37 protein-coding genes and 1 pseudogene are annotated in these 26,831 nt (G+C 45.9%); 35 read left to right on the top strand and 3 right to left on the bottom strand.

Annotated elements, in window-relative coordinates:
- Window positions 1-12: 12 nt before the first annotated feature.
- The 28 genes from PG862_RS06420 to PG862_RS06555 all read left to right on the top strand — a co-directional run bounded on the left by PG862_RS06420 (window position 13) and on the right by PG862_RS06555 (window position 21,364).
- A complete protein-coding gene (locus PG862_RS06420) occupies window positions 13-1,068 on the top strand; it encodes a major capsid protein (protein WP_173860694.1) in 1,056 nt (351 codons plus the stop codon).
- Window positions 1,069-1,097: 29 nt separating this feature from the next.
- Window positions 1,098-1,412, top strand: a complete 315-nt coding sequence (locus tag PG862_RS06425; protein ID WP_243105371.1) for a hypothetical protein — start codon at window positions 1,098-1,100, stop codon at window positions 1,410-1,412.
- Entirely contained in the window at window positions 1,409-1,969 is a 561-nt protein-coding gene (locus PG862_RS06430) for a phage tail protein (RefSeq protein ID WP_118638204.1), read from the top strand. Before PG862_RS06425 ends, PG862_RS06430 begins: the two co-directional genes overlap by 4 nt.
- 5 nt (window positions 1,970-1,974) lie before the next feature.
- Window positions 1,975-2,472 (top strand): hypothetical protein, encoded by a 498-nt coding sequence (locus tag PG862_RS06435; RefSeq protein WP_118638203.1) that lies wholly within the window; start codon window positions 1,975-1,977, stop codon window positions 2,470-2,472.
- Between the two features lie 16 nt (window positions 2,473-2,488).
- Window positions 2,489-2,875, top strand: a complete 387-nt coding sequence (locus tag PG862_RS06440; RefSeq protein WP_118638202.1) for a hypothetical protein — start codon at window positions 2,489-2,491, stop codon at window positions 2,873-2,875.
- 3 nt (window positions 2,876-2,878) lie between these two features.
- On the top strand, window positions 2,879-4,309 hold the full coding sequence (locus PG862_RS06445; RefSeq protein ID WP_270706890.1) for a phage tail sheath family protein: 1,431 nt from the start codon (window positions 2,879-2,881) through the stop codon (window positions 4,307-4,309).
- 17 nt (window positions 4,310-4,326) lie between these two features.
- Complete coding sequence (locus PG862_RS06450; protein ID WP_118638200.1) at window positions 4,327-4,845, top strand: phage major tail tube protein; 519 nt, start codon at window positions 4,327-4,329, stop codon at window positions 4,843-4,845.
- 73 nt (window positions 4,846-4,918) lie between these two features.
- Complete coding sequence (locus PG862_RS06455; protein ID WP_243105370.1) at window positions 4,919-5,338, top strand: phage tail assembly protein; 420 nt, start codon at window positions 4,919-4,921, stop codon at window positions 5,336-5,338.
- Window positions 5,339-5,382: 44 nt separating this feature from the next.
- Window positions 5,383-5,514 (top strand): hypothetical protein, encoded by a 132-nt coding sequence (locus tag PG862_RS06460; RefSeq protein WP_270706893.1) that lies wholly within the window; start codon window positions 5,383-5,385, stop codon window positions 5,512-5,514.
- Window positions 5,515-5,528: 14 nt separating this feature from the next.
- Complete coding sequence (locus PG862_RS06465) at window positions 5,529-9,173, top strand: phage tail tape measure protein (protein ID WP_270706895.1); 3,645 nt, start codon at window positions 5,529-5,531, stop codon at window positions 9,171-9,173.
- On the top strand, window positions 9,166-9,381 hold the full coding sequence (locus PG862_RS06470) for a tail protein X (RefSeq protein ID WP_118638198.1): 216 nt from the start codon (window positions 9,166-9,168) through the stop codon (window positions 9,379-9,381). The genes PG862_RS06465 and PG862_RS06470 overlap by 8 nt, the downstream gene beginning before the upstream one ends.
- Before the next feature lies 1 nt (window position 9,382).
- A complete protein-coding gene (locus tag PG862_RS14425; RefSeq protein ID WP_118638197.1) occupies window positions 9,383-10,681 on the top strand; it encodes a LysM peptidoglycan-binding domain-containing protein in 1,299 nt (432 codons plus the stop codon).
- Entirely contained in the window at window positions 10,682-11,032 is a 351-nt protein-coding gene (locus PG862_RS06480; RefSeq protein WP_118638196.1) for a hypothetical protein, read from the top strand.
- Between the two features lie 3 nt (window positions 11,033-11,035).
- Entirely contained in the window at window positions 11,036-11,437 is a 402-nt protein-coding gene (locus tag PG862_RS06485) for a phage tail protein (RefSeq protein WP_118638195.1), read from the top strand.
- Between the two features lie 6 nt (window positions 11,438-11,443).
- On the top strand, window positions 11,444-11,773 hold the full coding sequence (locus tag PG862_RS06490) for a GPW/gp25 family protein (RefSeq protein ID WP_118638194.1): 330 nt from the start codon (window positions 11,444-11,446) through the stop codon (window positions 11,771-11,773).
- Complete coding sequence (locus PG862_RS06495) at window positions 11,766-12,908, top strand: baseplate assembly protein (RefSeq protein ID WP_118638193.1); 1,143 nt, start codon at window positions 11,766-11,768, stop codon at window positions 12,906-12,908. Before PG862_RS06490 ends, PG862_RS06495 begins: the two co-directional genes overlap by 8 nt.
- On the top strand, window positions 12,901-13,902 hold the full coding sequence (locus tag PG862_RS06500; RefSeq protein WP_173860699.1) for a phage tail protein I: 1,002 nt from the start codon (window positions 12,901-12,903) through the stop codon (window positions 13,900-13,902). The genes PG862_RS06495 and PG862_RS06500 overlap by 8 nt, the downstream gene beginning before the upstream one ends.
- Window positions 13,903-13,917: 15 nt before the next feature.
- A complete protein-coding gene (locus PG862_RS06505) occupies window positions 13,918-14,229 on the top strand; it encodes a hypothetical protein (protein ID WP_118638191.1) in 312 nt (103 codons plus the stop codon).
- A gap of 3 nt (window positions 14,230-14,232) precedes the next feature.
- Window positions 14,233-14,727: a hypothetical protein gene (locus tag PG862_RS06510; RefSeq protein ID WP_118638190.1), complete on the top strand. Its 495-nt coding sequence runs from the start codon at window positions 14,233-14,235 to the stop codon at window positions 14,725-14,727.
- A complete protein-coding gene (locus PG862_RS06515) occupies window positions 14,727-14,906 on the top strand; it encodes a hypothetical protein (RefSeq protein ID WP_270706898.1) in 180 nt (59 codons plus the stop codon). Before PG862_RS06510 ends, PG862_RS06515 begins: the two co-directional genes overlap by 1 nt.
- Window positions 14,896-15,249, top strand: coding sequence for a hypothetical protein (locus PG862_RS06520; protein ID WP_117469253.1), 354 nt, complete (start codon window positions 14,896-14,898; stop codon window positions 15,247-15,249). The genes PG862_RS06515 and PG862_RS06520 overlap by 11 nt, the downstream gene beginning before the upstream one ends.
- A gap of 6 nt (window positions 15,250-15,255) precedes the next feature.
- Entirely contained in the window at window positions 15,256-16,308 is a 1,053-nt protein-coding gene (locus PG862_RS06525) for a hypothetical protein (protein WP_270706900.1), read from the top strand.
- A gap of 82 nt (window positions 16,309-16,390) precedes the next feature.
- The gene (locus tag PG862_RS06530; RefSeq protein WP_081338262.1) at window positions 16,391-16,837 is read left to right on the top strand and encodes a four helix bundle protein; all 447 of its coding nucleotides are present in this window, start codon (window positions 16,391-16,393) and stop codon (window positions 16,835-16,837) included.
- 441 nt (window positions 16,838-17,278) lie between these two features.
- Entirely contained in the window at window positions 17,279-18,496 is a 1,218-nt protein-coding gene (locus PG862_RS06535; RefSeq protein WP_270706901.1) for a reverse transcriptase/maturase family protein, read from the top strand.
- The gene (locus PG862_RS06540; protein ID WP_173860704.1) at window positions 18,474-18,929 is read left to right on the top strand and encodes a hypothetical protein; all 456 of its coding nucleotides are present in this window, start codon (window positions 18,474-18,476) and stop codon (window positions 18,927-18,929) included. Before PG862_RS06535 ends, PG862_RS06540 begins: the two co-directional genes overlap by 23 nt.
- 22 nt (window positions 18,930-18,951) lie before the next feature.
- A complete protein-coding gene (locus PG862_RS06545) occupies window positions 18,952-19,335 on the top strand; it encodes a hypothetical protein (RefSeq protein ID WP_118638180.1) in 384 nt (127 codons plus the stop codon).
- A 19-nt stretch (window positions 19,336-19,354) separates the two neighbouring features.
- The gene (locus PG862_RS06550; protein WP_270706903.1) at window positions 19,355-20,779 is read left to right on the top strand and encodes a phage tail tip lysozyme; all 1,425 of its coding nucleotides are present in this window, start codon (window positions 19,355-19,357) and stop codon (window positions 20,777-20,779) included.
- 18 nt (window positions 20,780-20,797) lie between these two features.
- Complete coding sequence (locus tag PG862_RS06555; protein ID WP_118638178.1) at window positions 20,798-21,364, top strand: phage holin, LLH family; 567 nt, start codon at window positions 20,798-20,800, stop codon at window positions 21,362-21,364.
- 108 nt (window positions 21,365-21,472) lie between these two features.
- Here the strand turns inward: PG862_RS06555 and PG862_RS06560 are convergent, their stop codons facing one another.
- From PG862_RS06560 to PG862_RS06570, 3 genes are read right to left on the bottom strand one after another with little or no spacing between them, the layout of a single operon-like run.
- Window positions 21,473-21,706, bottom strand: coding sequence for a hypothetical protein (locus PG862_RS06560; RefSeq protein ID WP_118638176.1), 234 nt, complete (start codon window positions 21,704-21,706; stop codon window positions 21,473-21,475).
- 6 nt (window positions 21,707-21,712) lie between these two features.
- Window positions 21,713-22,057: a hypothetical protein gene (locus PG862_RS06565; protein ID WP_270706904.1), complete on the bottom strand. Its 345-nt coding sequence runs from the start codon at window positions 22,055-22,057 to the stop codon at window positions 21,713-21,715.
- A gap of 47 nt (window positions 22,058-22,104) precedes the next feature.
- Window positions 22,105-22,401, bottom strand: a complete 297-nt coding sequence (locus tag PG862_RS06570) for a hypothetical protein (RefSeq protein ID WP_118638172.1) — start codon at window positions 22,399-22,401, stop codon at window positions 22,105-22,107.
- Window positions 22,402-22,575: 174 nt separating this feature from the next.
- Here PG862_RS06570 and PG862_RS06575 point away from each other — a divergent pair, with 174 nt between their 5' ends.
- The 7 genes and pseudogenes from PG862_RS06575 (at window position 22,576) to PG862_RS06605 (ending at window position 26,751) form a co-directional block, all read left to right on the top strand.
- Window positions 22,576-22,818, top strand: a complete 243-nt coding sequence (locus PG862_RS06575; protein ID WP_173860706.1) for a hypothetical protein — start codon at window positions 22,576-22,578, stop codon at window positions 22,816-22,818.
- A complete protein-coding gene (locus PG862_RS06580) occupies window positions 22,803-22,988 on the top strand; it encodes a hypothetical protein (RefSeq protein WP_147354021.1) in 186 nt (61 codons plus the stop codon). Before PG862_RS06575 ends, PG862_RS06580 begins: the two co-directional genes overlap by 16 nt.
- A complete protein-coding gene (locus PG862_RS06585) occupies window positions 22,978-23,253 on the top strand; it encodes a hypothetical protein (RefSeq protein ID WP_117471710.1) in 276 nt (91 codons plus the stop codon). Before PG862_RS06580 ends, PG862_RS06585 begins: the two co-directional genes overlap by 11 nt.
- 264 nt (window positions 23,254-23,517) lie before the next feature.
- Complete coding sequence (locus PG862_RS06590) at window positions 23,518-23,811, top strand: hypothetical protein (protein WP_117469265.1); 294 nt, start codon at window positions 23,518-23,520, stop codon at window positions 23,809-23,811.
- 50 nt (window positions 23,812-23,861) lie between these two features.
- Window positions 23,862-24,044, top strand: coding sequence for a hypothetical protein (locus tag PG862_RS06595; protein WP_117469266.1), 183 nt, complete (start codon window positions 23,862-23,864; stop codon window positions 24,042-24,044).
- Between the two features lie 95 nt (window positions 24,045-24,139).
- Window positions 24,140-24,310 (top strand): annotated as a pseudogene (locus PG862_RS06600) (ABC transporter ATP-binding protein); the annotation flags it as partial.
- Window positions 24,307-26,751 (top strand): ABC transporter permease, encoded by a 2,445-nt coding sequence (locus PG862_RS06605; protein ID WP_270706905.1) that lies wholly within the window; start codon window positions 24,307-24,309, stop codon window positions 26,749-26,751. The pseudogene PG862_RS06600 and the gene PG862_RS06605, both read left to right, overlap by 4 nt.
- Window positions 26,752-26,831 lie beyond the last annotated feature (80 nt).

The following is a 26,831-nucleotide window of genomic DNA, read 5'->3' on the forward strand; positions in this document are numbered from 1 at the left end:
GAAAAAGAAATCATGGCAAATGAAGTATCTATTTATGAGCCACGGACAATGGGCAGAGTGGTTCAGAAATTACCGCCCGTGCGTACCTTTTTCAGAAGTACGTTTTTCAAACATGAGGAAACTTTCACAACAAAAAATGTTGATGTAGATTTCAGAAAGGGCAGCAGAAAGGTTGCGCCGTTTGTAAGCCGCTTAATTGGTGGAAAGGTAGTGCCGAACACTGGCTATGAAACAAAGACCTATACGCCGCCTTTAGTAGCCCCGGAAAAGGTCACAACGGTTGACGACCTTTTACAGAGAAGACCGGGTGAAAGTATTTATTCCGGCAGAACACCTGCGGAACGTGCCGTATTGAAAATGGCAGACGATTTTGTGGAATTAAGAGAACAGATTGTGCGCCGTGAAGAATTGATGTGCGCCCAGACAATCTTCACTGGTAAAATTCCCATTATCGGTGACGGCGTGAATGAAGAAATTGACTTCTTTTTCACCAACAAAGAAACCATTTCAGAAGCAAAGAAGAAATGGACTGCCGACACTTCCGACCCTATCGCAGATTTAAAACGCTGGCATGAAACCGTCCAGAAGACAGGTTTTGTGAACTGCGATATTTGCGTTATGGGAACAGGCGTTGCAAATGCGTTTGTGGGCAATGCAAAGGTGCAGAAAGTTCTTGACGTAAAGAACTACAATTTAGCAGTTATCCAGCCACGACAGCTTCCGAACGGTACAACGTATCTGGGAACCATTCACGAATTAGGGCTTGATATTTACAAGTACAACGAATGGTATTTGGACGACTGGACAAACCCGGCAGCACCAGAGGACAAGCCGCTTGTACCTGCGGACAGTCTGGCACTGTTAAGCACAAGCAGTGACTATTCCATGTACTACGGCGCAATTACACTGATTAAGGAGCCGGACGGCAACTTTATGACCGTTGAGGGAAAATATGTGCCGGACACATGGACAAAGCGCAAGCCTGCAAGAAGATTTCTCAATCTGTCTTCCGCACCGTTATGCGTACCGCATGACGTTGACAGCTGGTTTGTTGCAACGCCTATTTAATGGACTTCAAAGCACAGCTTGTCAGTGACATGAAAGTGTTTCATAACTGCGGCGAAATGGCAACCATGACAGACGTATGGTATCAAGAAAAACAACACTATATACCCATTATCATTGACCACACGGCAGCCGACGAACGGCAGAGAGGAAGCGGGGACAATGCAGAGGGGTTGCACCGTGCGTCATGTCTTGTCTATATGTCGCTGTATGACTTTGGTTGCGTACCAAAGCAGGGGCGGCAGATAGAAATTGACGAAGCCGGGGCGGTAAATATGTACCGTATCGCAAAGGCAGATTGTGAAGACGGGGAAATAATTCTGGAATTGGAGATGTTGGAAGAATGATTGAAATAACATCTGACGCAATAGAAAGAGTTGGAACCCTGCTGGCAGACGTCCCAAAGGGTGCGGAACGGGTCTTTGCTAACGCAATGAACCGTGGTATTTCCAGAGTGAAGACACAGGCTTTGAAAAGAACAAAGCAGGTATACACGGTAAACAATGGCGCACTGACAGCGAGAACAACAATGCAGATAAACAAAGCCAGCACGGGAAACCTTGCGGGCTTTGTTTCGTTTGCAGGAACAAAACTGCCGTTATATCAATTCAAGGTGACGCCCACGAAATCTGGAACAGGAAAACAGGTGCGGGCGGCAGTTAAGAAAGGCGGCAGCGCAACACCGTTTGAAGACGCCTTTGTTGCGAACATGAAAAACGGCATGGGCGTATATGAGAGAGTAACCAGAAAGCGTGTACCGACAGAACAGCTTATGGGTCTTTCAGCTGCGCAAATGGTAGGAAGCCCGGAAGTTATAGACGGACTGCAAGACGAGGTACAAGAACTGGTGAATGAACGTATTGTCCATGAAATGAACAGAATTTTGAATGGATATGGAGGATAAAAAGCATGACACCAGTTTTTTTGCTGGAAAATTTGCAGCGGTTCATAGAAGAAAAAACGGCTGACATTATTTTACCAGTGAGAACCAGAACGGGCAGAAATGAAGTGAAAGAGCGCCCGGCGGCGGTCTACAAAATGGGACTGCCGGAAGCGGACGACGCACAACAGAAAGTGCCATACATTCTGGTTAAGTTCCTAACAGGGACGGACGACAAGGCAGCGGGAGAGCCAGAAGAAGACAGCTGCAAAGTAAGAATTATATTTGCGGTGTATTCCGAAAACGGACAGGACGGACCACTTGCACTTCTCAACCTCATGTTGAGAGTGCGAAGCGAATTGAAGAAAGCCGGAGCAGTTGGCGGCGGTCAATTTGTGCTGGAAATGCCACTGGAATATATCGTGTATCAAGACACCACGCCGCCGTATTACATGGGGGAAATGGTGACAAATTGGAGCCTGCCAGTCGTACAACGTGACGTGGCAGCAGTTCTGCAAAATTTATAAACAGGAGGTAGAAGACATGGCAAAAGCGACCACAGCAAACGCCACAGCAGCCGAAAAGGACGCTGAAAAGGTGCAGGCGGTAGAAAATACCAGTGAAGCGGAAAAAGCCGCAGAAACGGCAAATGAGCAGCCGGAAACGGTAAAGCTGATTTACATTGGACCGAACCTGCCAAAAGCAATGTTGCAGTGCAACAGAATTTTTGAGGGAACAGAAGAAGAAATTGACAAGGAATTGTCTTTTATTCTTGAAAAGTTCCCACTTGTAAAGAAAATGCTTGTTCCGACAACGGAACTTGCGGAGAAGAAAGACAAGGTGAAGACAGCCGGGAACGTATACAACAAGTGGTATTCCGACTTAAAAGCTGCCGCCCTTGCATACGCAGAACGAGAACAGGAGGTATAAGCAATGAGTGACGTATCACATGGAGTAAATGCCGGAAAGACCGACAGCGGAGCAATCACGCCCGTTTCCGTAGACACTGGCGTACATTTTGTAGTCGGTACAGCACCCGTGCAGGCGACCAACGGAAAAGTAAATGAAGTTATCATGGCTTCCAGCTACGCAGAAGCGGTGCAGGCGTTGGGATATTCCGACGACTGGAAAAAATACAGCCTTTGCGAAGAAATCTACACAGCGTTTACGCTTTTTAACAGTGCGCAGGTATTCTTTGTAAATGTGCTTGACCCTAAAAAGCATAAGAAGACAGTAGCAGAAAAGGAAATGGACGTGGCAGATAACCAGATTGAATTACCACTGGAAGCAATCGCAGGAAGCGTGGAAGTGACTGGAAAGACAGCTGGGGAAGACTACGAAGTGTTCTACGGTGACACAGCCTGCATTGTGGAGTTTCTGAAAGAAACAACAGGAAAAGCAAACGTAAAATATGACGCCGTGGACCCTACACAGGTTACAAAGAGTGACATTATCGGCGGTTACAGCGTAAGCACACACAAGACCACAGGGCTTGAACTGATTAACAGCGTGTTCCCACGCTTCACGAAAGTTCCAGACCTTATTTTGTGTCCGAATTGGTCACATGACCCGGAGGTTGCAGCCGTCATGTCTGCAAAGGCAGAGAACATCAACGGTCTGTTTGAAGCAGAAGCAATTCTGGACGTAGACTGCACAGAGGAAACAGGCGCAATCTACTATACAGAGGTGCCGGAGTGGAAAAAGAAAAAGAATTTCACAAAGAAAACGGAAATTCTTTGCTTTCCTAAAGTTGCGCTGGGCGATAGGGTTTTTAATCTTTCCACACAGCTTGCAGCCAGCATTTCTGCCGTAGACAATGCGACAGCATACGGCGACGGTACACCGTGCGAAAGTGCTTCAAACAAGGGCATACAGGCAGATAGAATGGTTGTTGCGGACGGTTCAGAAGTTATTCTGGACGTACAGCAGGCAAACTATCTGAATGAAAACGGCGTGGTTACAGCACTTAATTTCTACAACGGTTTTGTAAGTTGGGGGAATTATACAGCGTGCTACCCTGCCGATACTGACATGACAAATTATTTCTACTGTATCAACCGTATGTTCAAATGGGTTGGAAAGACCCTTATTTTGACATACTGGAACTACCTTGACAGAGGTATTAAAAGACGTCTTCTGGACGCAATCGTGCAGTCCATCAACGATTGGCTGTCAAGCCTTGCGACTGATGAAAAAATCATTGGCGGGCGTGTCGAACTGAACGCAAGCGAGAACAGCGCAAGCCAGCTGGCAGCAGGAATTGTCCGTTTTCATATCTACATGACACCGCCGTCACCATTACAGAAAATGGACTTTGTGCTTGAATATGACCTTTCATATCTTGAAGCACTGGTGGCGGCATAAAGGGGAGGTGAAACAAAATGTCTAAAGTTGATGAATTAGTAATTAACTATGCGATTTACGAAGACGCCACGGAGTATCTGGGAACAACAGAAGTGACCCTGCCGGATTTAGAGTACATGACGGAAGAATTAAGCGGCGCAGGCATTGCGGGCAATATTGAAGAAATCATTATTGGTCACTTAAATGCCATGACAACAACTTTCAATTTCCGAACCGTAACGGCAGCAGCGGTCAAGTTAATGGAACCCCGTGTGCATAGAATTGATTTGCGTGTGGCACAGCAGAGAATGAACCTGCGTACCAGTGCAAATGAAGTCACCGGGGTAAAGCATATTATGAAAGTGAAACCGAAGAAAACAGCACTGGGCAAGGTTGCTGCTGCGTCCACTGCTGATGTAAGCGGAGAATATGCCGTTTCATACTACGCAATGTATATGGACGGTTCAAAGGTAACGGAGATTGACCCGTTGAACTTCATTTGTATTATCAATGGCAAAGACTACTTAAAGGACGTTAGAAAAGCGTTAGGAAAGTAAAGACAGAAAAGCAGGAGCCAGCGGGGAACCGCTGGTTTTTTCCTGCAATAAATCAGATATGGAGGAAAACAAAATGGCAGATACAACAAAAAACACTGAAAACATGGAGCAGGCGGCAGAGCAGGCAAAAGAAATGCAGGAAGCACAGGCAAGCGGCGTGGTGAGTTTTGAGGAAAAGAAGACAGAGAAAGAAAACACCAGTCTGAACTACACCCACACTTTCAAAGCGCCCAGAGAGATTGAGGGCAAGAAGTACACCGCATTAACCTTTTATTTTGACAATCTGACTGGTGAGGATATAGAAGCAGTGGAACAGGAACTTGCGGACATGAACAAATATGTTCTTTCCCCGGAAATTTCTTCTGCGTTCCAGTGTATTCTTGCGGCAAAGGCTGCGGGGGTTGCTTCTGACGAAATCAGACGGCTTCCAGTGCCAGACTATATGAAAATTAAGAACAAAGCAAGGGATTTTTTAATTGCTGCGGGCTATTAAAGATTAAAGAACCCGCAAAGTTCATAAGAAAGCAGATATATAAAATGTCAAGGGCTTCACATACGCCCGTCCCATTCTGGTTAAAAATGCCCATACGCAGGCTTTTTGCATGGATTGAAACAATCAATGAAGTGGAAAAAGAAGAAGCGGAAGAACGGCAGCAGAATAAAGCGTAGGGAGGTGAAACAGCTTGGCAGGGTCACAAAAGGAATTTGAACTGCTTTTCAAGCTGAAAGCGGCGCTGGGTCCCAACTTCAATGGGGCGTTCAAAAGTGCGATAAACACCAATAACCAGTTGCGGGACAGCATGAAAAACGTAAATTCCTTGCAATCGAAGATTGACGGCTACACAAAGCAGTCTGCCGCTATTGACAAGAACAAAGAACGGCTGGCGTTGCTTAATGCTGAACATGACAGGTTGCAGCAGGAGTTACAGCAGACGGGCGAACCCACAGACGCACTGCGGAAGAAGCTCGAAAGAAATGAAAGCCAGATACAACAGACCACTGCCAAAATACAGGAACAGGAAAGACAATTAAACAGTTACGCAGAAGAACTGCGGGAAGCCGGGGTAAATACAGACAATCTGGAAGAAGCCAACGGCAGGTTGCAAAAATCGTATGAAAAGTTGCAGAGTTCACAGCAGACGTTGCAGAAGATAAATGAAAAGCAACAGCAGGTACAGCAGAGCATTTCTAAAACAAAAGGGCAACTGCTGGGAACGATTGGCGCTATCGGTGCAATAGCAACGGCGGTATATGCGGGACCGGTGCAGGCGGCGCAGAAATATGAAACGGCAATAGCAAAGGTTGGAACCATTGCGGATACGCAGGAAGTACCACTGGGCACATTGTCACAACAGATTATGCAGCTGTCAAACCAGACAGGAATTGCAGCCAGCGCCGTTGCTGATGATGTATACAACGCAATATCTGCCGGGCAGAAAACGGCAGACGCAGTAAACTTTGTTACAAACAGTACGAAGTTAGCGAAAGCCGGATTTGCCGAAAGTTCGCAAACGCTGGACGTATTGACAACCGTATTGAACGCATACGGCATGAGTGCGGACAAGGTAGGTACTGTATCAGATATGCTGGTACAGACGCAGAACAAAGGTAAAGTAACCGTAGGCGAACTGGCAAGCAGCATGGGTAAAATTATCCCAACTGCAAACGCAAGCAATGTTTCATTGGAACAGTTGTGCGCTGGCTATGCGATAATGACCAGCAAAGGTATTGCAGCCGCAGAAACGACAACGTACATGAACAGTATGTTGAATGAGTTGTCGAAGTCTGGAAGTACAACGGACAAGCTATTGCGTGAGAAAATGGGCGGTAGCTTTTCAGAATTGATGAAAAGTGGAAAATCACTTGGGGAAATTCTGGGAGGAATACAAGACGAAGCCAGCAAGTCTGGTCTTGCCCTGTCCGATATGTTCAGCAGTTCGGAAGCAGGAAAAGCGGCAATGTCGCTGTTATCAAACGGCGTTGACGGCTTCAATGCAAGCGTACAAGATATGGTGAATAGCGTTGGAGCAACAGACAGCGCATTTGCCAAAATGGAAGACACCACAGAAGCCAAAATGGAAAAGGCAAAGAACAGTATTGCGAATTTGAGCATTGTTCTTGGTCAAAACCTACTGCCGATTGTAGGAAACATGGCAGACAAAGTGGCAACCGTGGTCACGAAAGTTTCAGAATTTGCAGCAGCAAACCCAAAGTTAGTGCAAACGGTCTTAAAGGTAGCAGCAGGACTGGCAGCACTGAAAGTGGGAATGTTGACAACAAAGCTGGTTACTTTATCAGCGGAAGACGGCATATTGTCACTGGCAAAGAAGCTGGTTGGCTTGCGTGCCGGATTTATTGAGAACGCAGCAACAAGCGCAGGTTTTGCAGCAAAGCTGAAAGCAGCCGGAAGCGGTGTACTTTCTTACTTTGGCAACGTAAAAGGTGCTTTGGGCGGCGTAGGTTCTGCAATAGGTAGTATTTTCAGCGGAAACAGAGTAATTGGAGCAGTTACGGGCTTCATGGGCAATGTGAAAGCGTCCGTTGTCAATGGCTTCATGGGACTTGCTACAAAGGCAGGCGGGGCACTGACAGGCGCAGGAACAAAGCTGCTGGGGCTTTTACTCAAACCGTTTTCACTGGTTGGCGGCAAACTGGGTCCGATACTTGGAACCGTAGGAACTGCGATTGCAAACAGCCCGCTTGGGAAAATAGGCGGTCTGATAACAAGAGGAATTACCGGGGCTTTCAGTAAGGCAACAACACTGATTGCACCGCTCGGAAACGCAGTCAAAACAGTTCTGGGACCGCTCGGAAACCTTGCCAAAACAGCACTAGGACCGCTGGGAGGTATCGCAGGAAAGATATTGCCAGTTGTGGGCGTTATCACAACAATTATCACGGTCATTAAGCTGGTACAAACACACCTTGAAGAAATACGCAGTTTCATTCAGCGCACTTTTGGTGATGAAGCACTGGCGGTATTTGACAAAATCGTTGCGGTTATAACAAACGTAGGAAACACAATAAAAAATGTGTTTTCTGGTGAGAACATAGGCGCAGCCCGTGACAAAATACAAGAACTGTTCGGAGATAAAGGGGCAGCAGTCTTTGACACGTTTGTAAATGTGCTGGGAACAGTAAAGAACGCAGTTTCAGAGGTTGTGGGCTTCATAACGGCAAATGTTGTGCCAGTAGCAGAACAGGTATTGCAGGTAATCACAACACAAGTGATACCGGGGATTGTTAGCTTTATTCAAGCGGCAGCCCCAACAATCATGCAAATTATACAAAGCGTTGCGGATTTTATCGGGGCAATTATCCCGGTGATAGGCAGCTTTATTGCTGGGCTTATGCCAATTATAAGCGAAATAATCACGTTTATTTCAACTTACGTTTTACCGATTATTTCAGAACTGTTCAGCTTTATTTGCAGCACGGTTCTTCCGGCAATTTCAGACGCAATACAAGCAATTTTACCAGTCGTACAAAACGTACTGCAAACACTGCTTCCAGCCATTCAAACCGCTTTATCAACTATCTGGAATATTGTCAGTCCGATAATTCAAGGAATTTTAGCGGCGGTACAATTTGTAATGCCGACAATTCAAGCTATCGTTCAAAGCGGAGTTCAAGCAATTTCCGGCGTGATTTCTGGAATTGTAACCGTGCTGAATGGAATTATCACTTTTATAACTGGCGTCTTTTCCGGGAACTGGCGGCAGGCTTGGGAGGGCATAAAGTCCATTTTTTCTGGAATTTGGCAGGCTATCAAGTCAGTGTGTACGGGTGCAATTAACGGCATTATATCTGCGGTCAACACGGTTATTCGTGGATTGAACAAAGTAAAAGTGCCAGACTGGGTGCCGGGCGTAGGTGGAAAAGGTATAAACATATCTGAAATACCTATGCTGGCGAAAGGTTCAAGCAATACCCCAGATACATTCATAGCGGGCGAAGCTGGACCAGAGTTAATCACAAACGCACCGGGGCGCACGGTGTTTACTGCCAGCCAGACAAGAAGTATCATGGCGGCACAGAATACGGCAGCCACAACAGCGGCAGCGGTAGCGCCAACAACAGCACCGACCACAACAGCGCAGACGGTAAATAATTACAATACAGCGCCGGAGGTGACAGCAGGAGCAGGCAACAACGGCGGCGGTGCAAAGAATGTAACTATCAACAATAATCCAACAATCGTGGTAAACGGAGATAAGCCGGAAGACTTAGACGCAAAGCTGGAAGAAAACAACAAACGGCTGCTGCGTGACGTTGAAGAATTGCTGGACGAAAAAGAAGACAAAGAAAGGCGGCAGAAATATGACTAAAAGCTACACCACAATATCTGGGGATATGTGGGACAAAATCGCATACAACGAAATGGGAAGCGTTCTGCATACAGATAAGCTGATGAAAGCCAATGTCAAATATGCCAGCACCTACGTTTTCCCAGCCGGGGTTGTTTTAACAATCCCGGAGGTGGAAGACGAAGAAGACTTGGAACTGCCACCGTGGAAAAGGGGGCTGCTGACATAGAATGAGTGCAAAGAACTTGGCACGCCGGGTGGAATTGAAACTGAAATTTGAAAATGTTTCTGTCCCGGCAGACATCAACAAATATTTAAGCAGCCTTACTTTCACTGATGAAGAAGAAGACAACGCAGACGATTTGCAGCTTGCGTTTGATGATAGAGAAAGTAAGTGGCTGGGAAGCTGGCTGGAAGTAAAACCGACATTTGTTAAGACTTCAACGACGGTACAAAAGCAGGTGGAAGCTGCAAGCGTCGTCAATTATGTAGTTAAAAAAGGTGATACCCTTTGGGCTATTGCCAAAAAGTATCTGGGAAGCGGCACGAAATACCCGCAGATTGCCAGTGAAAACAATATCAAGAACCCCAATTTGATATATCCGGGGCAGGTATTTAAAATCACGACAGGCGGGACAGCAACTCAGACGGTTTCAGAAACAAAAGAAACCACAAAAAAGGTGTCAGACCCTAAATTGATAACGGCAACTATTGTGCAGAAAAACTGGCATGACAACGGAAAAGATGTGCATTTGAATTGCGGAACCTTTGAACTGGACAGCGTAGACGCCAGCGGACCGCCAACCAAAATCACATTAAAAGGCACGTCAATTCCGTACACCTCAACCATGAGGGTTGCGAGAAAGTCAAAAGCATGGGAAAACACGACACTGAAAGTGATTGCGGAGCAGATAGCGAAAGAAAGCCGTTTAAAACTGATGTACCTTGCTGGGTCAAACCCGAAATATAAGCGAAAAGAACAGGTGCAGCAGTCAGACATTGTATTTTTGCAGAAGCTATGCAAGGCGGCTGGGCTGGCGTTGAAAGTAACCACAATGAACGTGGTTATTTATGACGCCGAAGAATACGACAGCAAGCCACCTATAAAAACCATAAAATATGGCAGCGGTGATTATTTGTCATACAAGCTGGGAACCAGCCTGCATGATACAGCATACACCAGCTGCCATGTTTCGTATACTGACCCGGACAGCAAGGAAACGATAGAAAGTACATACACCCCGGACAGTACAGAGGGAACCGGGCAGGTGCTTGAAATCAACGAAAAGGTGAACAGCACCAGTGAAGCGCACGAACTGGCGAAAAAGCGGCTGCGTGAAAAGAATACACAGCAGTATACAGCCAGTTTCACCATGCTTGGTGACGTGCAGCTGGTGGCGGGCGCAACGGTTCGGTTGAAAGGGTTTCAGAAGTTCGACCGCAAGTATAAAATCACGAAAGCAACGCACAAGCTGACGGGAGGTTATACAACGCAAATTGAATTAAAACAGGTATTGGAGGGCTACTAAATGGCAGACATGACAGAACTTAAAAACGCCATACGCATTGGCACGGTGCAAAGTGTGAGTGCGGAAAAAATGACAGCCCGTGTGAAGTTCAAGGACAAAGGCGGCATAACTTCCGGCGACCTGCACATTATCAAACGCCCGGTGTACGTCATACCAGCAATGGAAAGCGGAACAGAGGGGCAGACAGCAAAAACAGAATTGCAATATGACTACGGCGGCGAACTGAAAAAGAAAGTGAGCCACTACCACGAAGCCTTTGTTTCTGCATGGGTGCCGGACGTCAACGACATGGTTCTTTGTATTATGCTTCCAGACGGTGACGGTGACGGCTTCATTGTGGGGGAGGTGTAACGCATGGCGAAGATAGGCAGCTTTGGAAAGCTGGCTTTTTCGGTATCAGAAAAGACGGTGCGCACGTTTGATGAAATCAGCTGGAAAGTGTCTGCAAAGTACGCAACGCATGACAGACATATAAAACGTGATGTGCTGGAATTTCTGGGACCAGAGCCGGACACAATCAGTTTCAAAATGGCGTTCAGTGTATTTCACGGAACAAACCCGCTGAATGAAATTAAAAAGCTAAACAAAATGTGTAGCAACGGTGAAGTAAACTACTTGATTTTAGGCGGGAAAAAGTACGGGTCATATAAGTGGGTAATAACGGGAGTCAGCAGCACATTGAAACGCTACGACAATAAAGGTAACTGCTGGGCTGCCACGGCAGATGTGACCTTGAAAGAATATCCAAAGAGGTGAAAAGGCATGGACGTAATAAGAGGTGACGGCTCATTGCTGAAAGAAATTGACCTTGCGCCAGCAAATGAACATCAAGCCGTAATACAGAATATTGCAGTTATTCTGGACACAGTGCAAGGGTCATGCCCCATGTTCCGTGACTTTGGATTGCCGGGCAGCTTATATGGCAGACCGCAGCCAGTAGTTGAAAGTATACTGGTTGGCTATCTGTATGACCAGATAGAACAATTTGAACCACGGGCGGTGGTTTCAGACATTACATTTGACCACGACGCAGGAACAGGGCGTACAGTTCCTATAATCTATTTGGAGGAGGTGAGAACAGACAATGAGTGACAGAAAATACCCAGACATTGAGTTTGTGGAAACAGACACAGAAACGATAGAAAGCAATCTGATTGCACTATATGAAAACATGGTGCAGCAGGTGCCGGGGCGTGAGCATTACAAAGTTTACCCGGCGTCACCAGAAAGGCTGTTTATTTCATGGGTGGCAAATATCATTGTGCAGCAGCGTGTCATTATCAACGAAACTGCAAAAAAGAACGTGCCACGCTATGCGGACGGTGAATACTTGGACAGTCTGGCAGAACTGTTCAAGGATTTGGAAAGGCTGCCAGCAAGTCCGGCGTCTGCAATGTTCCGCTTCTACATATCGCAGGCGCAGACACAATCAGTAATTATCCCGGCGGGCACAAGAATTTCCTTTGACGGCGCAATATTGTTCGAAACGAAAGAAATTCTTGAAATCAAAGCCGGGCAGACATACGGGGACGTTGAGGGCGTCTGCACAACAGCTGGGACAGTTGGAAACAATCTGGCAGCAGGGCAGGTCAAAGAAATTGTGGACCTATACGACTACTACCAGAAAGCAGAGAATATCACAGCAACCAGCGGCGGTGCAGAGGAAGAAGACGACGACAGTTATTATGAGCGTATGCGGGAGAGTATGGAGAGTTTCAGCACAGCAGGTCCCGTAAATGGTTATATTTACTTCACAAAGTCGGTGTCCCCAGCAGTTGCAGACGTGGCGGTGACAAGCCCGGAACCTTGCGTGGTAGACGTCCGGGTGCTTTTACAGAATGGAGCGCAGGCAACGGAAGCGGTACTGAAAGAGATTGAAACAGCGTTGAACGCTTCTGACGTCCGACCATTGACAGACACCGTGACCGTATCGGTGCCGGAAACAGTGCCGTTTGACATTGATGTGACCTTTTATATTCCGCAGCCAGACGCAGCCAGCGCAACGATTATTGAAGCGGCAGCACGGCAGGCGGTAGAAGATTACAAGACGTGGCAAACAAGCAAAATGGGGCGGGACATTAACCCGTCATACCTTACGGCACGACTAATGGAAGCAGGCGTGAAACGTGTCGAAGTTCGCAAGCCTGTTTTCACGGTGGTTGAAGACATAAAGGTTGCAAAGTTGGGAAACACAACGGTTCTGAATGGAGGTATTGAGAATGTCTAAAACAATTTACAATGCCGACTATTCAGAATGTTTGCCGGAAGCATTAAAGAAAGACCCTAAAATGGTTGCACTGGCAAACGCCACGGCAGCAGCACTTCTGGACACTTCCGGGATAATGAACAGCGTTTTGATATATTCCCGGTTTGACGAACTGCCGGAAGAACTGGTGGACATTCTGGCGTATGACCTGCACGTTGACTGGTACGACTATAACTACCCACTGGAAGCAAAACGGGACTTAGTGAAAAACAGCGTCAAGGTTCACAAAAAAATGGGGACAAAGTACGCCATTGAAACAGCACTGGGCAGCCTATTTCCAGAAAGTGAAGTGGAAGAATGGTTCCAGTATGAGGGAGAACCCGGACACTTTCACATTATTTTAGATGTAACAAACCAGAAAATCACGGCAGACTATGCAGCTATTATCCGGGCGGTAAAGATGTATAAAAGGCTGTCAGCGCACATGGACGAACTGACATATCAAGGGCAGGTCCACGGGGTAATATACACCCACGGTGAATATTTCAGATATAAAACACCGCTGACAGGCAGACTGAAAGCCGGAACGCACCCGCAGAGGAACACAAGGGGCGGTATCGGTGCCGGAACATTTGTCGTGGGGACAGAAGCAGCCGGGTTCATATTCAACGCCCCAGCAGCAGGTACAAAACCGTACAGAAACACGATATTTGCCAATCAGACAACGCATATTGACGCAGAAACGGCGTTAAATGCGTTTGGGTATACAAATACACCAGCCGGACGCATAAGAGCCGGAGAAAGCCCGCAGAGGAACACCAGAGGGCAGACGGACGGGGCAGCGGTCACAATGGGCGACACAGCGGAAGCATACCACTTCACAACCCCAGCAGCCGGGACCGTCCCGGAAAGAAGCACGGTGCAGAGGACAGAGGGCGGCACCGTGGGCAGCAGTACGCAAGCAATGGGGTATTCATACGGCGTCAAGCCGTGCGGAAGCACCCGGAAGCTATAAAAGGAGGTGAAGACCATGTTGACAACGGACGCAATCAATGATTTTAAAGATTTCATTGACAATATCATTGCCTATGCGAAAGTAACGGTCAACGGCGTTTCCGAAAAAAAGGTGATACACCGCAGGGAACGTCTGAAAGACGGCAGGGTGGCTGTATATGTGCAGATTACCCCGCAGGTAAGCGGAACCGCTACGGTGCAGCGGGTGCAGCTTTACAACAAGAATAATAAGTTGTGGGCAGATAAAGCGGTAAACATTCCCTTGAACAACGTACAAGAGGGCGTGTTATACCGCTTTACATTTGACTTTGTAGAAAAGGAGGTGTAACAGATGTACGAACCTAAATTGTGGCAGGACCATGTAACAGAATTTGAAGACAGATACACCGAAAGCAGAAATGACGACGGGACAATAACGCATACACCCGTTGAGGGTGAAATTATTCAGCAGGGAACGCCGCAGAACGCAACCAACTTCAATCACATGGAGGAGGGAATTTCAAATGCGACGGAAACAGCGGCGCTTCTGGCACTGGCAACAATCCACCAGCAGCAGGCAACAGCTGACTTGCAGGGAGAAACAAAAACGGTGACACTGAAAAATACGCAGCAGTACCCGTTCAACAATTCCAAACAGGCAGTTGCACTGAAGACTGAAAGGAACCACATGGACTACACCGTGGAAACGGAAGTTGTGGAGTACACGGGCGGTTTTCCGGGTGACATTGTTATTACTGAAAAACTGTTAAATGGTTTCAAAATCGCACACACTGGCAGCGCAACCAGCGTGACGGTGAAAATCTATGTGAAAGGCGGGTTTTACTAATGGCAGGCGTAATTATTAAGACAGAGGAACGCAGACAGCATGAAGAAGCTGTCTTGCGTTCTTTTGGCGTGCAGGGCAGAGAAACAGCAGCCCAGAGGGAAGCTGCGGAAGTTATCGCAGCCAGAAGCAATGAGGTAGTAAAGAACCAGAATGGAGGTAGAAAATATTATGGCTACTAATAAAATCAATGTAGTTGAAAAAACACCGGGCACACATATTGAATATGCACTGTCCGGCAGTAAAAAAATCACGTTTGGTGATGATGAATTAACAATCAATCTTGCCAGCCGTGAAAGAGATTTTGAAGTATCACTGGACATTTGCATTGACGAAGAAGACGGCGTGGTGATTGGAACCGGAGGACGTGCGCAGAAGTACGCTGCGCAGATTGTTATTCCTGCCAGACGCTATGATGTTATCGAAGACGGAGAGGACGAAAACGGAGAACCGAAAGAAGTTCCAATGCCTATCCCGTTTGATATGTCACTTTGCACGCTTATTCTTTGGGGATTGGAGGTATAAAGAATTATGTCTAATTTTGATGATTTAGCAATGGCGGTTGCTTCCTTTGGGGGCAACAATGCAGTAAAGTTTGATGATTTGGGTATGCCGTCAATTATGGTGGGTATTCCAAAAATGAAGTATTCCGACATTATCACCGGAGGAACACAGGAAACATTGCCGTGGTGGATTGTGGACGGGGTAGAAAAAGAAGTTATCTGGGTATCAAAGTATATTAACGTGGTAGTCAATGACCGTGCATATTCACTGCCAATGAAAGACCCTAAAGCATACATTGACTTTGACACAGCACTTGCAGTGTGCCGCAGAAAGGGTGAGGGCTGGCACCTTAACCAGAACGGCGTTTTTGCCGCTATCAATCTTTGGTGCATGAAGAATGGATTTACACCACGGGGCAATACAAACTGGGATAGAAGCTATGAAAAAGCGTATGAAAAGGGCGTAAATACATACGTTGACGGTTCACATGGCGGCGGCAGAACTGCAACGGGTTCTGGTCCGGTAACATGGAACCATGATGGAAGCCCGGCTGGAATTGCCGACCTTTGCGGCAACTGCTGGGAGTGGGTATCTGGTATGCGCATTGTAGATGGTGAAATTCAGATTATCCCATACGGAAACGCCATGAAGTCTGACTGCAACATGGGCGCAAATAGTACCGAATGGAAAGCAATTAAGCCGGACGGTTCACTGGTAGCACCGGGAACAGTTGGAACGTTAAAGATTGACAGAACCAGTGCGAGTGACGCAACACTGCGTATCAACACAAGTGTCACAACACAGACAACAGACAGCAACGACACAAGCGTGCCATTCAAAGACACAAAGGCAGTAAGCGGCGTAACCATTCCGCAAATTTTGATTGCGTCGGGCTTATATCCAGACGCAGGACAGACGACGCCGGGCAGATTTTGGGCAAGAAATAACGGCGAAAGACTGCCTGTCCGGGGTTCGAGTTTCCACAACACTTCCCACGGTGGCGCTGGTGCGCTGAACTTGGGCAGCGCCCGTTCTATCGTCATCAGCAATGTGTCGTTGCGTTCCGCTTTATATGAATAACTGGAAACTGGGAACTGATAAACTGCGGGGCTTACGGCAGTAAGCCCCATACTACAAAAATACAATAAAGGTGGTTTAAGAAATGCCGGAAAACACAACAGAAGAAAGACCGCCGCAGCTGGACAATGTGCGAGATAACGCCACACAGGAAGACTTCAAAATGAAAAATAAAGTGTGGGAAATGCTGGAATATGCAGGACCACAACTTGAAGAATTTCCCAGAGCAAAAAGAGGGCTTGCACAGAAGATAGACGGAACCATGCTGGATATTTTGGAATTGGTCATAATGCTTGAAAACAAGCACTATAAGAAAACGACACTTGGAGAACTGGACACGAAAGTTGATGTGCTGCGGCATTTGATAAGACTTGCGGCGAGTACAAAATACACACGTAGCGGCAAACCGTGTCTGCCAATGAAGAAATATGAAATGATGGCAAGATATATCAATGAAATAGGCTGCATGGTGGGCGGCTATTATAAATCACTGAACGGCAGCACTTCCGGGAATGGGAGTGCTGCAAAATAAGACTGGTAAAAGACAGGGTAACACCTGCTTTTTATATTATGGGAATAAGCCGTTAATAGAGGACTTGCCGTGCCTATCCGGGGTTCGAGTTTCAACAACACTTCCAACGGTGGCGCTGGTGCGCTGAACTTGAACAACGCCCGTTCTAACGTCAACAACAATGTGTCGTTGCGTTCCGCTTCACCCCATTTCTGCCAGCAGTCGTGCCCACAAGTGGACACGTCCAGTGCGCTTGGGTTAAAGGGGTTTATTTCCATTCCAAAGGCTGCCAGCCGGGAGCCGTAGGAAAAAGATTGAATAGCCGTAAAGATAGTTAGTAAGCCGCAGGGCTGAAAGTCAGAGCCGGGAAGACTGGCGCTGAATGTATATATCACGTTTGAGTTGCGTAAGAACCGCAATTTGATTTGTACGGCAGATTTTAACAACAGGAGGGAAAAGAAATTGCACAAAATCAAAAACATTTTCCCTATGATTTACGACTTTGAAAATCTTTTCAATGCGTACAAAGCCGGGATAAAGTGCAAACGGTACAGACCAGATGTAATGGCGTACACGGATAAGTTAGAAGAAAATCTGATTGAATTACAGAATGAATTTATCTGGCAGACATACACCGTGGGACGCTACAACATATTTTATGTTTATGAGCCGAAAAAGCGTATGATTATGTCACTAACATTCAAAGACCGTGTGGCGCAGCACGCTATATATAGCCAGCTGAACCCATATTTTGAAAAGCAGTTCATTTCTGACAGCTACGCTTGCAGAGTAGGCAGGGGAACACACAAAGCAGTCAACCGCCTGCATGATTGGTTGAAACAGACTGACCGGAAACCGCAGCGTTTCTATTATTTGAAACTGGATATTGCAAAGTATTTTTACAGAATAGACCATGAAGTATTGATGGACATTTTGCGGAAGAAGATTGCTGATAAAGATTTGTTGCACGTCTTGTCAGTAATAATAAACTGCGAAGACACAAACTTTGGTCTGCCGCTGGGTGCCGACATTGGCGACGTGGCGTTTGATGAATTGCTGGGAGAAGTTGGGCTGCCTATTGGCAATCTGACTTCACAAATGTTTGCGAATTTGTATTTGAACGAACTTGACCAGTTCTGCAAACACAAACTGCACCTGCATTATTACATACGCTATATGGACGACATTATAATTTTACACCCAGACAAAAAGTATCTGGAAAAGATAAAGAATAAGATTGCGGACTTTCTGGGAAACAAGCTGCATTTACAGCTTAACAAGAAAACCTGCATAAGACCAACCAGCATGGGTATTGAGTTTGTGGGCTTCCGTATTTGGTCAACACACGTAAAATTGCGCAAGAAGACGGCAAAGAAGCTAAAACGTAGATTGAAATATATGTTTGCAGCATATCACGCCGGAGAGATTGACAAAGATACACTGGATAGGTCCGTTGCTTCATACCGGGGCATATTGCAGCACTTCAACAGTTACGGTATGCGCCAGAGCCTAAACGAACTGTACTTGCAAGAAATGGGCAAGCCATATCCAGAGCCGGAGAAGAAGCCAACCAGCAAATGCGGTCTATTCTGCGGATATTACGGCAGCACTGATGATTATATCAGACAGCAGCCGGAGAAAAAGGAGGTGACGGACAGTGGAAGCAATGCAGACGCTTAACCCAGCGGACGTCTGGGAAGTGGTACAGAAAGCTATTGTGTGGCTTGCGGGGATTGGAATTGTTATTGACCTCACGCCGGGAATTAAAGTGCAGCCCGTGCGCTGGTTAATCAAACAGCTGGGAAATTTGATGAACCACGACATGAAAGAGCAACTGGACCAGCTGCAAAAGGATTTTACAGACCATAAGGTTGACAGCTGGCGCATGGAAATTCTGGAATTTCAGAGCAGTTGCATAAATCATAGGCGACACACAAAAGAGGAGTTCGACCACATCATTGATATACTTGCAAAGTATGACAAGTACATCAAGGACCACAAGTTGACCAATGGACAGGTTGACGTTGCGCATGAATATATTCTGGAAATTTACAAAGAGTGTATGCGCACAAACGACTTTGCTTTGATAAAGACAGAGCCGGAAGAAACATAACAGGAGGTACAAGAAAAGCAGCATGAAAAGTTTAATATTTTTCATTATCGGTTTTGCACTGGCATTTGCAGTGCTTTTTTTATGCAATTTACCGCATTTCAGACGCTTGCGAAAGAAAAGAAAAGAGGAATTGCAGGAACACCCAGAGCGCAAGACCGGGGCAACAAAAATCATTATCTTTTCCATTCTGGCAACCTACTACATAGCGTTTGGCGTGGGTGTGTGGGTTGTGGTGGCAAAAGATTTTTACCAGCTATCCGTTTTACTGACCTTTGTTGGCGGGGTAACTGCTGCCGCAGTAGCTTTCTACTGCTGGAAAGCAAAGGCAGAAAACCTGCTGAAAATCAAGGCAGCATACCCGGAGTTGTCCGGCACGCTGTCTGATTTTTCAAGCATGACGCAGTAAAGAAAGAGAGGTGCAGGACATGGGACTTGCAGGAAACACAACAGCTGAAAAGATTTGGAACTTTTTAAAATCAAATGGGCTGTCCGATTGCGGGACAGCCGGACTAATGGGGAACTTGTTTGCGGAAAGTGGGTTGAACCCGCAGAATTTGCAGAACAGCTATGAAAAGAAGCTGGGACACACGGACGCAAGCTACACGGCGGCGGTGGACAACGGCAGCTATACGAATTTTGCAAAGGACGCCGCAGGCTACGGGCTGGCACAGTGGACATATCACACCAGAAAAGCCGCCTTGCTGGAATATGCAAAAGCAGCCGGGAAGTCTATTGGTGACATGGAAATGCAACTGGGGTTCCTTATGAAAGAATTGACAGAGGGCTACAAAGCCACATTGTCAGTATTAAAGACGGCGCAGACCGTGGCGGCTGCTTCCAATGCAGTTTTGACACAGTTTGAACGCCCGGCAGACCAGAGCGACACGGTAAAGGCAAAGCGTGCAGAATACGGGCAGAAGTATTTTGACCAGTACGCAGCAAGAGCCGTTAGCAATAAAGAGAATGGAGGTACAAGCAATATGAATGTATCAGAAGTAAGAAAGAAATTTGCTGCGAGAGCAGCAGCCTATGTGGGAGTAAAAGGGGGCACGGCGGCACACCATGCAATCATTGACGACTACAACAGGCACAAACCACTTGCCAGAGGGTATGCGGTGAAGTATACGGACGCATGGTGCGCAACCTTTGGTTCAAAGATTGCCATTGAAGCTGGCTACACAGACATTATTCCTACGGAGTGCGGCTGCGACGCCCAGATTAAATTGTGGCAGAATATGGGGCGCTGGTGTGAGAATGACGCAAAGGTGCCGGAACTGGGCGACTACATCTATTATGACTGGGACGACAACGGCGTTGGTGACTGCACAGGAAGCGCAGACCATGTGGGCATTGTAGAAAGCTGCAACGGTCACACTATCACTGTTATCGAGGGCAACAAGTCCAATGCAGTTGGTAGAAGAACGCTGGAAGTCAACGGGCGCTATATCAGAGGATTTGGCGTGCCGGACTTCTCAAAGAAAGCGACAGCCAGCAGCACACCTGCAAAGCCTGCGACACCAGCGCAGCCAGCACAGGGAGCAACCGGGGAACAGGTTTACACCGTGCAGAGTGGTGACACGCTTTCTGGTATTGCTGCAAAGTATGGTACAACCTACCAGAAGTTAGCAAGCTACAACGGCATTGCAAACCCTAACGTCATTAGCGTGGGTCAGAAAATCAAAATTCCGGGAAGCGGCGTGCGTACATACACCGTGAAAGCTGGTGACAGCCTTTGGGCTATTGCAGCAAAGCAGCTGGGCGACGGCAGCAGATACAATGAAATTAAGACCATGAACGGTCTTTCAAGTAACACAATTTACGCTGGGCAGACATTGAAATTGCCTGCATAATCACGGGAGGAAAAGAAAATGGATAATGTTATTTATGCAGCTGTATATTTTGGCGTGACGCTGGGTGCGTTCCTGCTTGGAAAATATGTATTTCCGAACATTCCAAAGACCGTGACGGACAAGCTGGCGTCACTGTCTGAATGGGCAACACAGTTTGTGGAATGGGCAAAAGAGTTCAAAAAGGGTCAGACCGGGGAAGAAAAAATGGCAGCAGTTGTAGAGCAGCTGAAAAAGATTGCTGATGAAGCCGGGCTGAATGTCACGGAAGAACAGCTGAAAGCCATTGCCCAGACTGCATACAATGCAATAAAAGCCGGAGAAAAAGAGAGCGCAACAGCAGAGCCACTGGCAGCAGTCGCAGCAGTTCCGGCAGCAACGGTTGTGATTAACACAGAGAAAGTGGCAGTTGCAACAGACAACGTGCCGGAGGGAGCAACAGAGGTGAACGCAGACGGAACAGTGAACATTTATGACGCTGCCGGAAATATCACTGGTTGTATTCCGAAAGAGGAAGCAGAGAAAATGGCGGCGGCAGTCACAAAGATTGTTGATGAAAAAGGAAACACACTGGCAGACCTCAAATAATACCGCCAGCGTCGCACAGAATAAGCCAGAATAAAGCAGAAAGACCGCAAGTGGAGAAATACACCACCTGCGGTCTTTTTTACGTTTACGGGGCAAATACAGCGTCATTTACATTGTGCCGATAAAATCGGAACTGGTCAGCGCCCAGAACTGCGCTGCGTGTATGGTTGGAAACTTTGGAATTTCCCATGTGATACTATCATACACAATTTTGTATATACCGTCCTTATTTACTGTCAGATAGTATTTATCATTATCACTTTTACGGTCTGCCGGGTGCGTGTCCTGCACCATGAATGAAAGACCATTCTTTCTAAAGCGTCTATTATAAGATTTTCCCATATACAATCACCTCATTTCAAAAATTTCTTTTTCTTCATACTCAACAAATTTGCGGCGGGTTCCGGCTGGCACATGCAATTCATTTCTGAATTTGTACCCGGCAGAGAGTTTGAGGAAGTCCACAACGTCGGTTTCGGTCTGCTGGTCCATATCATCATAAAAGTATTTTAATTCAACGGAGGTTGCACCGTATGCGTTGGCGAGTTCCCGGAACATTGCCCGTGCGCTTGAGGTAGTTGTCATGGAGGGAATACCCAGCCAGTGTTTAGAGTTGTCAAACCGGGCAATAACAGGTCTGTAATTGCTGCGGTTGAAAGAAATATCATTGAGCGTCCATTTTAACTTTTTCATATCATCACCATTCTTTCTGGGCGGCAGCAGCGCCGCCCGTGCTATTGTTAATCAAGATAACATTCCATTGAAATTGGATATTGCGCTTTCAGCTTTTCAAAAGCTGCCTTTGTGACACGGTAGCTGCGCCAGTTCTCAATTTTCTTCTGGCAGCCGTCAACCCAGTGGGCTTCAACTTCCGTTATGCCCCTGCCTTTTAATTCAAGCGGGGTATCAACAAAGTAGTGTTTGCCATAATATGCAAGGCTGGCTTCCATTTTGACTTCCGGCTTGCGCTGTCCCATTTCCGGGGTGTAGCAGTGAAGCCCGTTTATTCTATCTTCCATGTAAATAATTTTTCCCATATCGTTTGCCCTCCATGTGCTTGATTTCTTTAACTGTCTTTATTATATACTTACGGAAGTATAAAAGCAATGGGCAGAATAAACAAATATACTTCCGTAAGATTGTATAAAATGTATACTTCCGTAAGAAAACAAAGTGTGATATACTGAATAAAACAACAGGAGGTGCAGACAATGCCAGATACAACAGAAAAGAAATATATACCAAGAGGACCTGCGGCGACGGTAGCAAAGAATAAATACCGTGATAGCAATTATGACCGCATGGAACTTGCGGTGCCAAAGGGTATGAAAGCCCGTATCAAAGAAATAGCAAAGGCGCAGGGCTATTCTTCCCAGAACAACTATGTTGTGGAAGCGGTGAAAGAGAAATACAAGCGGGACACCGGGGAGGAATTGACGTGGCAGAAAGAGTAAAAGAACAGGAATTTGAAACGGGCTTTTTGCATGGCTGGGACGGCTCGGACTGTATATATTATACAGACGAAAAGTGCCTATATTATAATGACGCAGAAGCACCGTGCCACCATTGCCACCACTACACAAGGAAGACACAACAGAAAGGGGGAATAGTCTATGGAATATAGAATGAAAGATATTATGGAACCACCAAAGACATTGGAGGAGCAGAAGAAAGAAGCCAGAGAAGCGGCAATGGCAGCAGGAGCAGAGGTGCTGGGCGAAGAATGGAAGCCGGGAACACTGGAAAACGTGAAAAGACAGGTTGAAAACGCCTACACAGATTTAAAAGGGTGTGGACTATACAAAGAAGAAAAGCATTTCAGAAATGGAATGGACCTCATGTATAATAATGTGATTGACATTATAAATTCAGAACTGGGGAGGAAGTAGCGTGGAAGAAAAGCGGTGCTGCATAATTCATAATTACTATGTATGCCCGGTATGCAAAACGGGGTACTGCAAACCGTTTGGAGAGGTGAAAACAAGACCAATACAGAAATGCAGGAAGTGCAATAAAACTGTTAGAATGACAATAAATGGAAAATAATTAAAAAAACTATTGACAATATACTTCCGTAAGTATATAATAAAGGCAGTTAAAGCAATAGTGCTTAACACAAAAAGTCAATACAATTCAATACGGAGGAAATCAAAATGGCAGAAATGACAAAGAAAGCATTAAACAAAATCAAGGCAGCAGCGTTCACAGAATTTAAGCAGGGTTTTTCAGAGGAAGAATTTAGAAACCTGTTCGCAGGCGGCAAGAACGTAGTGACAGCGTGGAGAATTACAGAGGGAACAAAAAGCAAGATTGTGATTACACAGTATGACACGCAGATTAACACGAACACTTTACAGCAGGACGGCTTCACAGAAGCAGCAACAGCAGAAAAGCTGTTCTATGCTGACCGCCAGACAAAGACACTGGAATTTGTAGGCAGAATGTAAAAAGACATTCCCGGCAGGTGGTAGGCTTGCCGGGAGGAATGGGGCATTGAATGATAAACAAAGAAGCGGCGGCAGAATTTGCAAATAAAAACTGCGTGCGGTCAAATTGCTTCATGTGCAGAGAGGGTGACAAGTACGAAACATACAGAAAATGTCCGTTTTTGCCGTTGAAGCTGATTGCAAGAGAAAGAACGGTCACGGAAGAAGACGTGCCAGACAATATGGGAGAATAACAAAACCCCGGCAGGCAGCAGGCTTGCTGGGGTTCGTTGCAGAGGGGTACACAGTCAGTGTGTAGCCTTTTTATATTTGTACTAACTTAACACTGCCCACAGGCAATCTTGATTCTAAGACCGGTGATGAGGTGATTGCACTGCTTAAAATGACAGCAAAAAAATATGGTCAGACGATTGTAATGATTACCCATGATGACGAAATCGCACAGGTCGCTGATCACATTCTGGTGATTGAGGATGGACAGGTGGTGGATTTCAGATGAAGACAATAAGCAGGATTGCACATAGCAATGGCAAAAAGAACAAGACAAGAAGTATACTGATCATGATGTCCATATGTCTGACTACGATGCTGCTTGTTATCATCAGTACTGTGGGAAATGGGGTAATTCATTTACAGAAAAGTCAGGCGGCAGGCTCATATGGAAGCAATTATGGTCTGTTTGTTTCCGCAGACGGATCGCAGTTAAAAGAAGTAAACCGCCGTGCGGAAATAGATGCTACAGGCACTATGTGCACCGAAGGTATCATAAAAGGCAATGAAAAAGGCGGGTTTGTCTGCATGGATGAGACTGTAAAAAAAATGCTTCCCTATAATAAAGAATATGAGTTAAAGGAAGGAAAGTATCCGGAAAAAATGCAGGAAATTGCCGCAGGAAGAGCATTTTTCCGTGCAATGGGGTATGGTGATGTAAAAGTCGGGGATACGGTGACATTGGATTACCGCGCAGGGATGCAGTCAGAATATAAGCCGGAAGAATTTGTTGTCAGTGGAATCCTATATGATCGGGATGAGTATACCATCGAGGCATCTTATGTTGCTTTCGGGTCACAGGAGTTTTATGATGAGCACGTCGCAGAGAATGACAGACAGTATAATATTTATTTTACTTTAAATGATTCTGCAAATGTATCTATGAATAATATTGATTCGGTTATAAAGCAGATTGCAGCAGCCTGTGGGATCGAAGAAAAAAACGTTATAGTCAATGATCTCTATTTGCAATGGGTCTTGCAGCCGAGTTATGAAATGATTGTGGTTTGTGGAACCCTGATCCTCGGAATCGTGCTGTTTTCCGTTGCGGTCATTTATAATATCTTCCAGGTCGGGATCGTCCACAAGGTTCAGGAGTACGGAAAAATCAAGGCACTGGGTGCAACCAGAAAGCAGATGAAGCAGTTGATCTTTCGTGAGGGCATTCTTCTGGCGGTTCCTTCGATACCGCTGGGGCTGTTGTTTGGCTTTCTGATTGCAAAATGCGGTTTTAACTGGCTGGTAGAACAGGGGAACCTTGTATCAACCGGAACTGGCTCTATGGGAGTTCAAAATCAGCAGGTGCCTCTGTTTTCCCTGCCTGTTATGTTTCTCTGTATTTTCGTATCATTTCTTACCGTTGCTTTGGCACTGCGTAAACCAATGAAAATTGTTTCACGGATTTCACCTATCGAAGCAACACGGTATTTAGAAAATACAGAAACACAAAAAAAAGGAAAACGAAATGGCAGAAAAAATGTCACCGTGTTTTCTATGGCAATGGCAAATGTAACGGGTAATCCCAAAAGAACTATTGGTACTATCCTCACAATGGGTTTTTCTTGCGTATTGTTTGTGATTATCTCTAATTATGTGGGAAATATTGACACGGAGCATGAAGCACGTCTTTCCGTTAATCATGGACAATTTGAACTGCAGCTTGACTATTCTGCTGAGTATGATGAAAGATATCCGGAGAATAATCTGGATACGATTCTGACGGATAATCCATTGAATGATTCGCTGATTGAAGAAATCAAAAGCATTCCGGGAGTGACAGATGTCATGACGAGAGAGATAGTCTCTGTAAATCTGAACGGAACAAGATTTCCGGCTGATATTGTGAGTAAAAATGATTTTGATTTTATGCGCCAGGACGGAGATATTGGCTCTATGGACTATGATCAGGCGGTAAAGAATGGTGAAATTTTCTTTGGTTGGTCGATGTGGATGGAACAAGATGGATATGCTCCGGGTGAATCCATTGCATTTGACTTTGAGAATGGAAGTGGAACCTATACCTATCAGGGAAAGATTGCAGGATCTTTTGTAAGCGCGGACACTTATCTTGTCATTCCGGAAGGTGTATATCGTTCCATGAATCCGAGAGGAACAGCCTATGGCTATCTGTGGGTGGACTGTGATAAAAAAGATGTGGCATCTGTAGAACAAAGTCTGAATACTTTGATTTCTAATACTTCGCATATAAAAATGGATACCTATCATGCACAGTTACAATCTGCCGAATTTGCAAGCAGCATGATGAAGCTTGGCTGTTATCTGTTTATGGCTATTGTAGGACTCATCGGGTTTATGAATATGGCGAATACCATGATCATGAATATTACGACAAAAAAGCAGGAATATGGTATATTACAGGCTGTGGGTATGACAAATAAACAATTAAATTTATGTCTGCAGTTACAGGGACTGATTTTTACGGTTGGCACCATATGTGTAGCACTTGTCGTTGGTCTGCCACTTGGCTACGTGCTCTTTGCCTATGCAAAGCATAATGGGATATTTGGAATGAATGTCTATCATGTTCCAATTACACCAATTCTTGCTATGATTTTGCTGGTCAGCCTTTTGCAGATTGTGCTTTCCTGCGTTTTAAGCAGTAATCTGAAAAAGGAAACGTTGGTTGAAAGAATAAGGTATCAGGGATAGCAAGTAACCAGGCTGTCACTCGGACAATGAGTGATAGCTTGGTTTGCGAGTATACGTCAAAAGATTCTGTGCCCTTGTAT

Origin of the sequence: Clostridium fessum (assembly GCF_027698965.1) — a bacterium.
GTDB classification, from domain to species: domain Bacteria; phylum Bacillota; class Clostridia; order Lachnospirales; family Lachnospiraceae; genus Otoolea; species Otoolea fessa.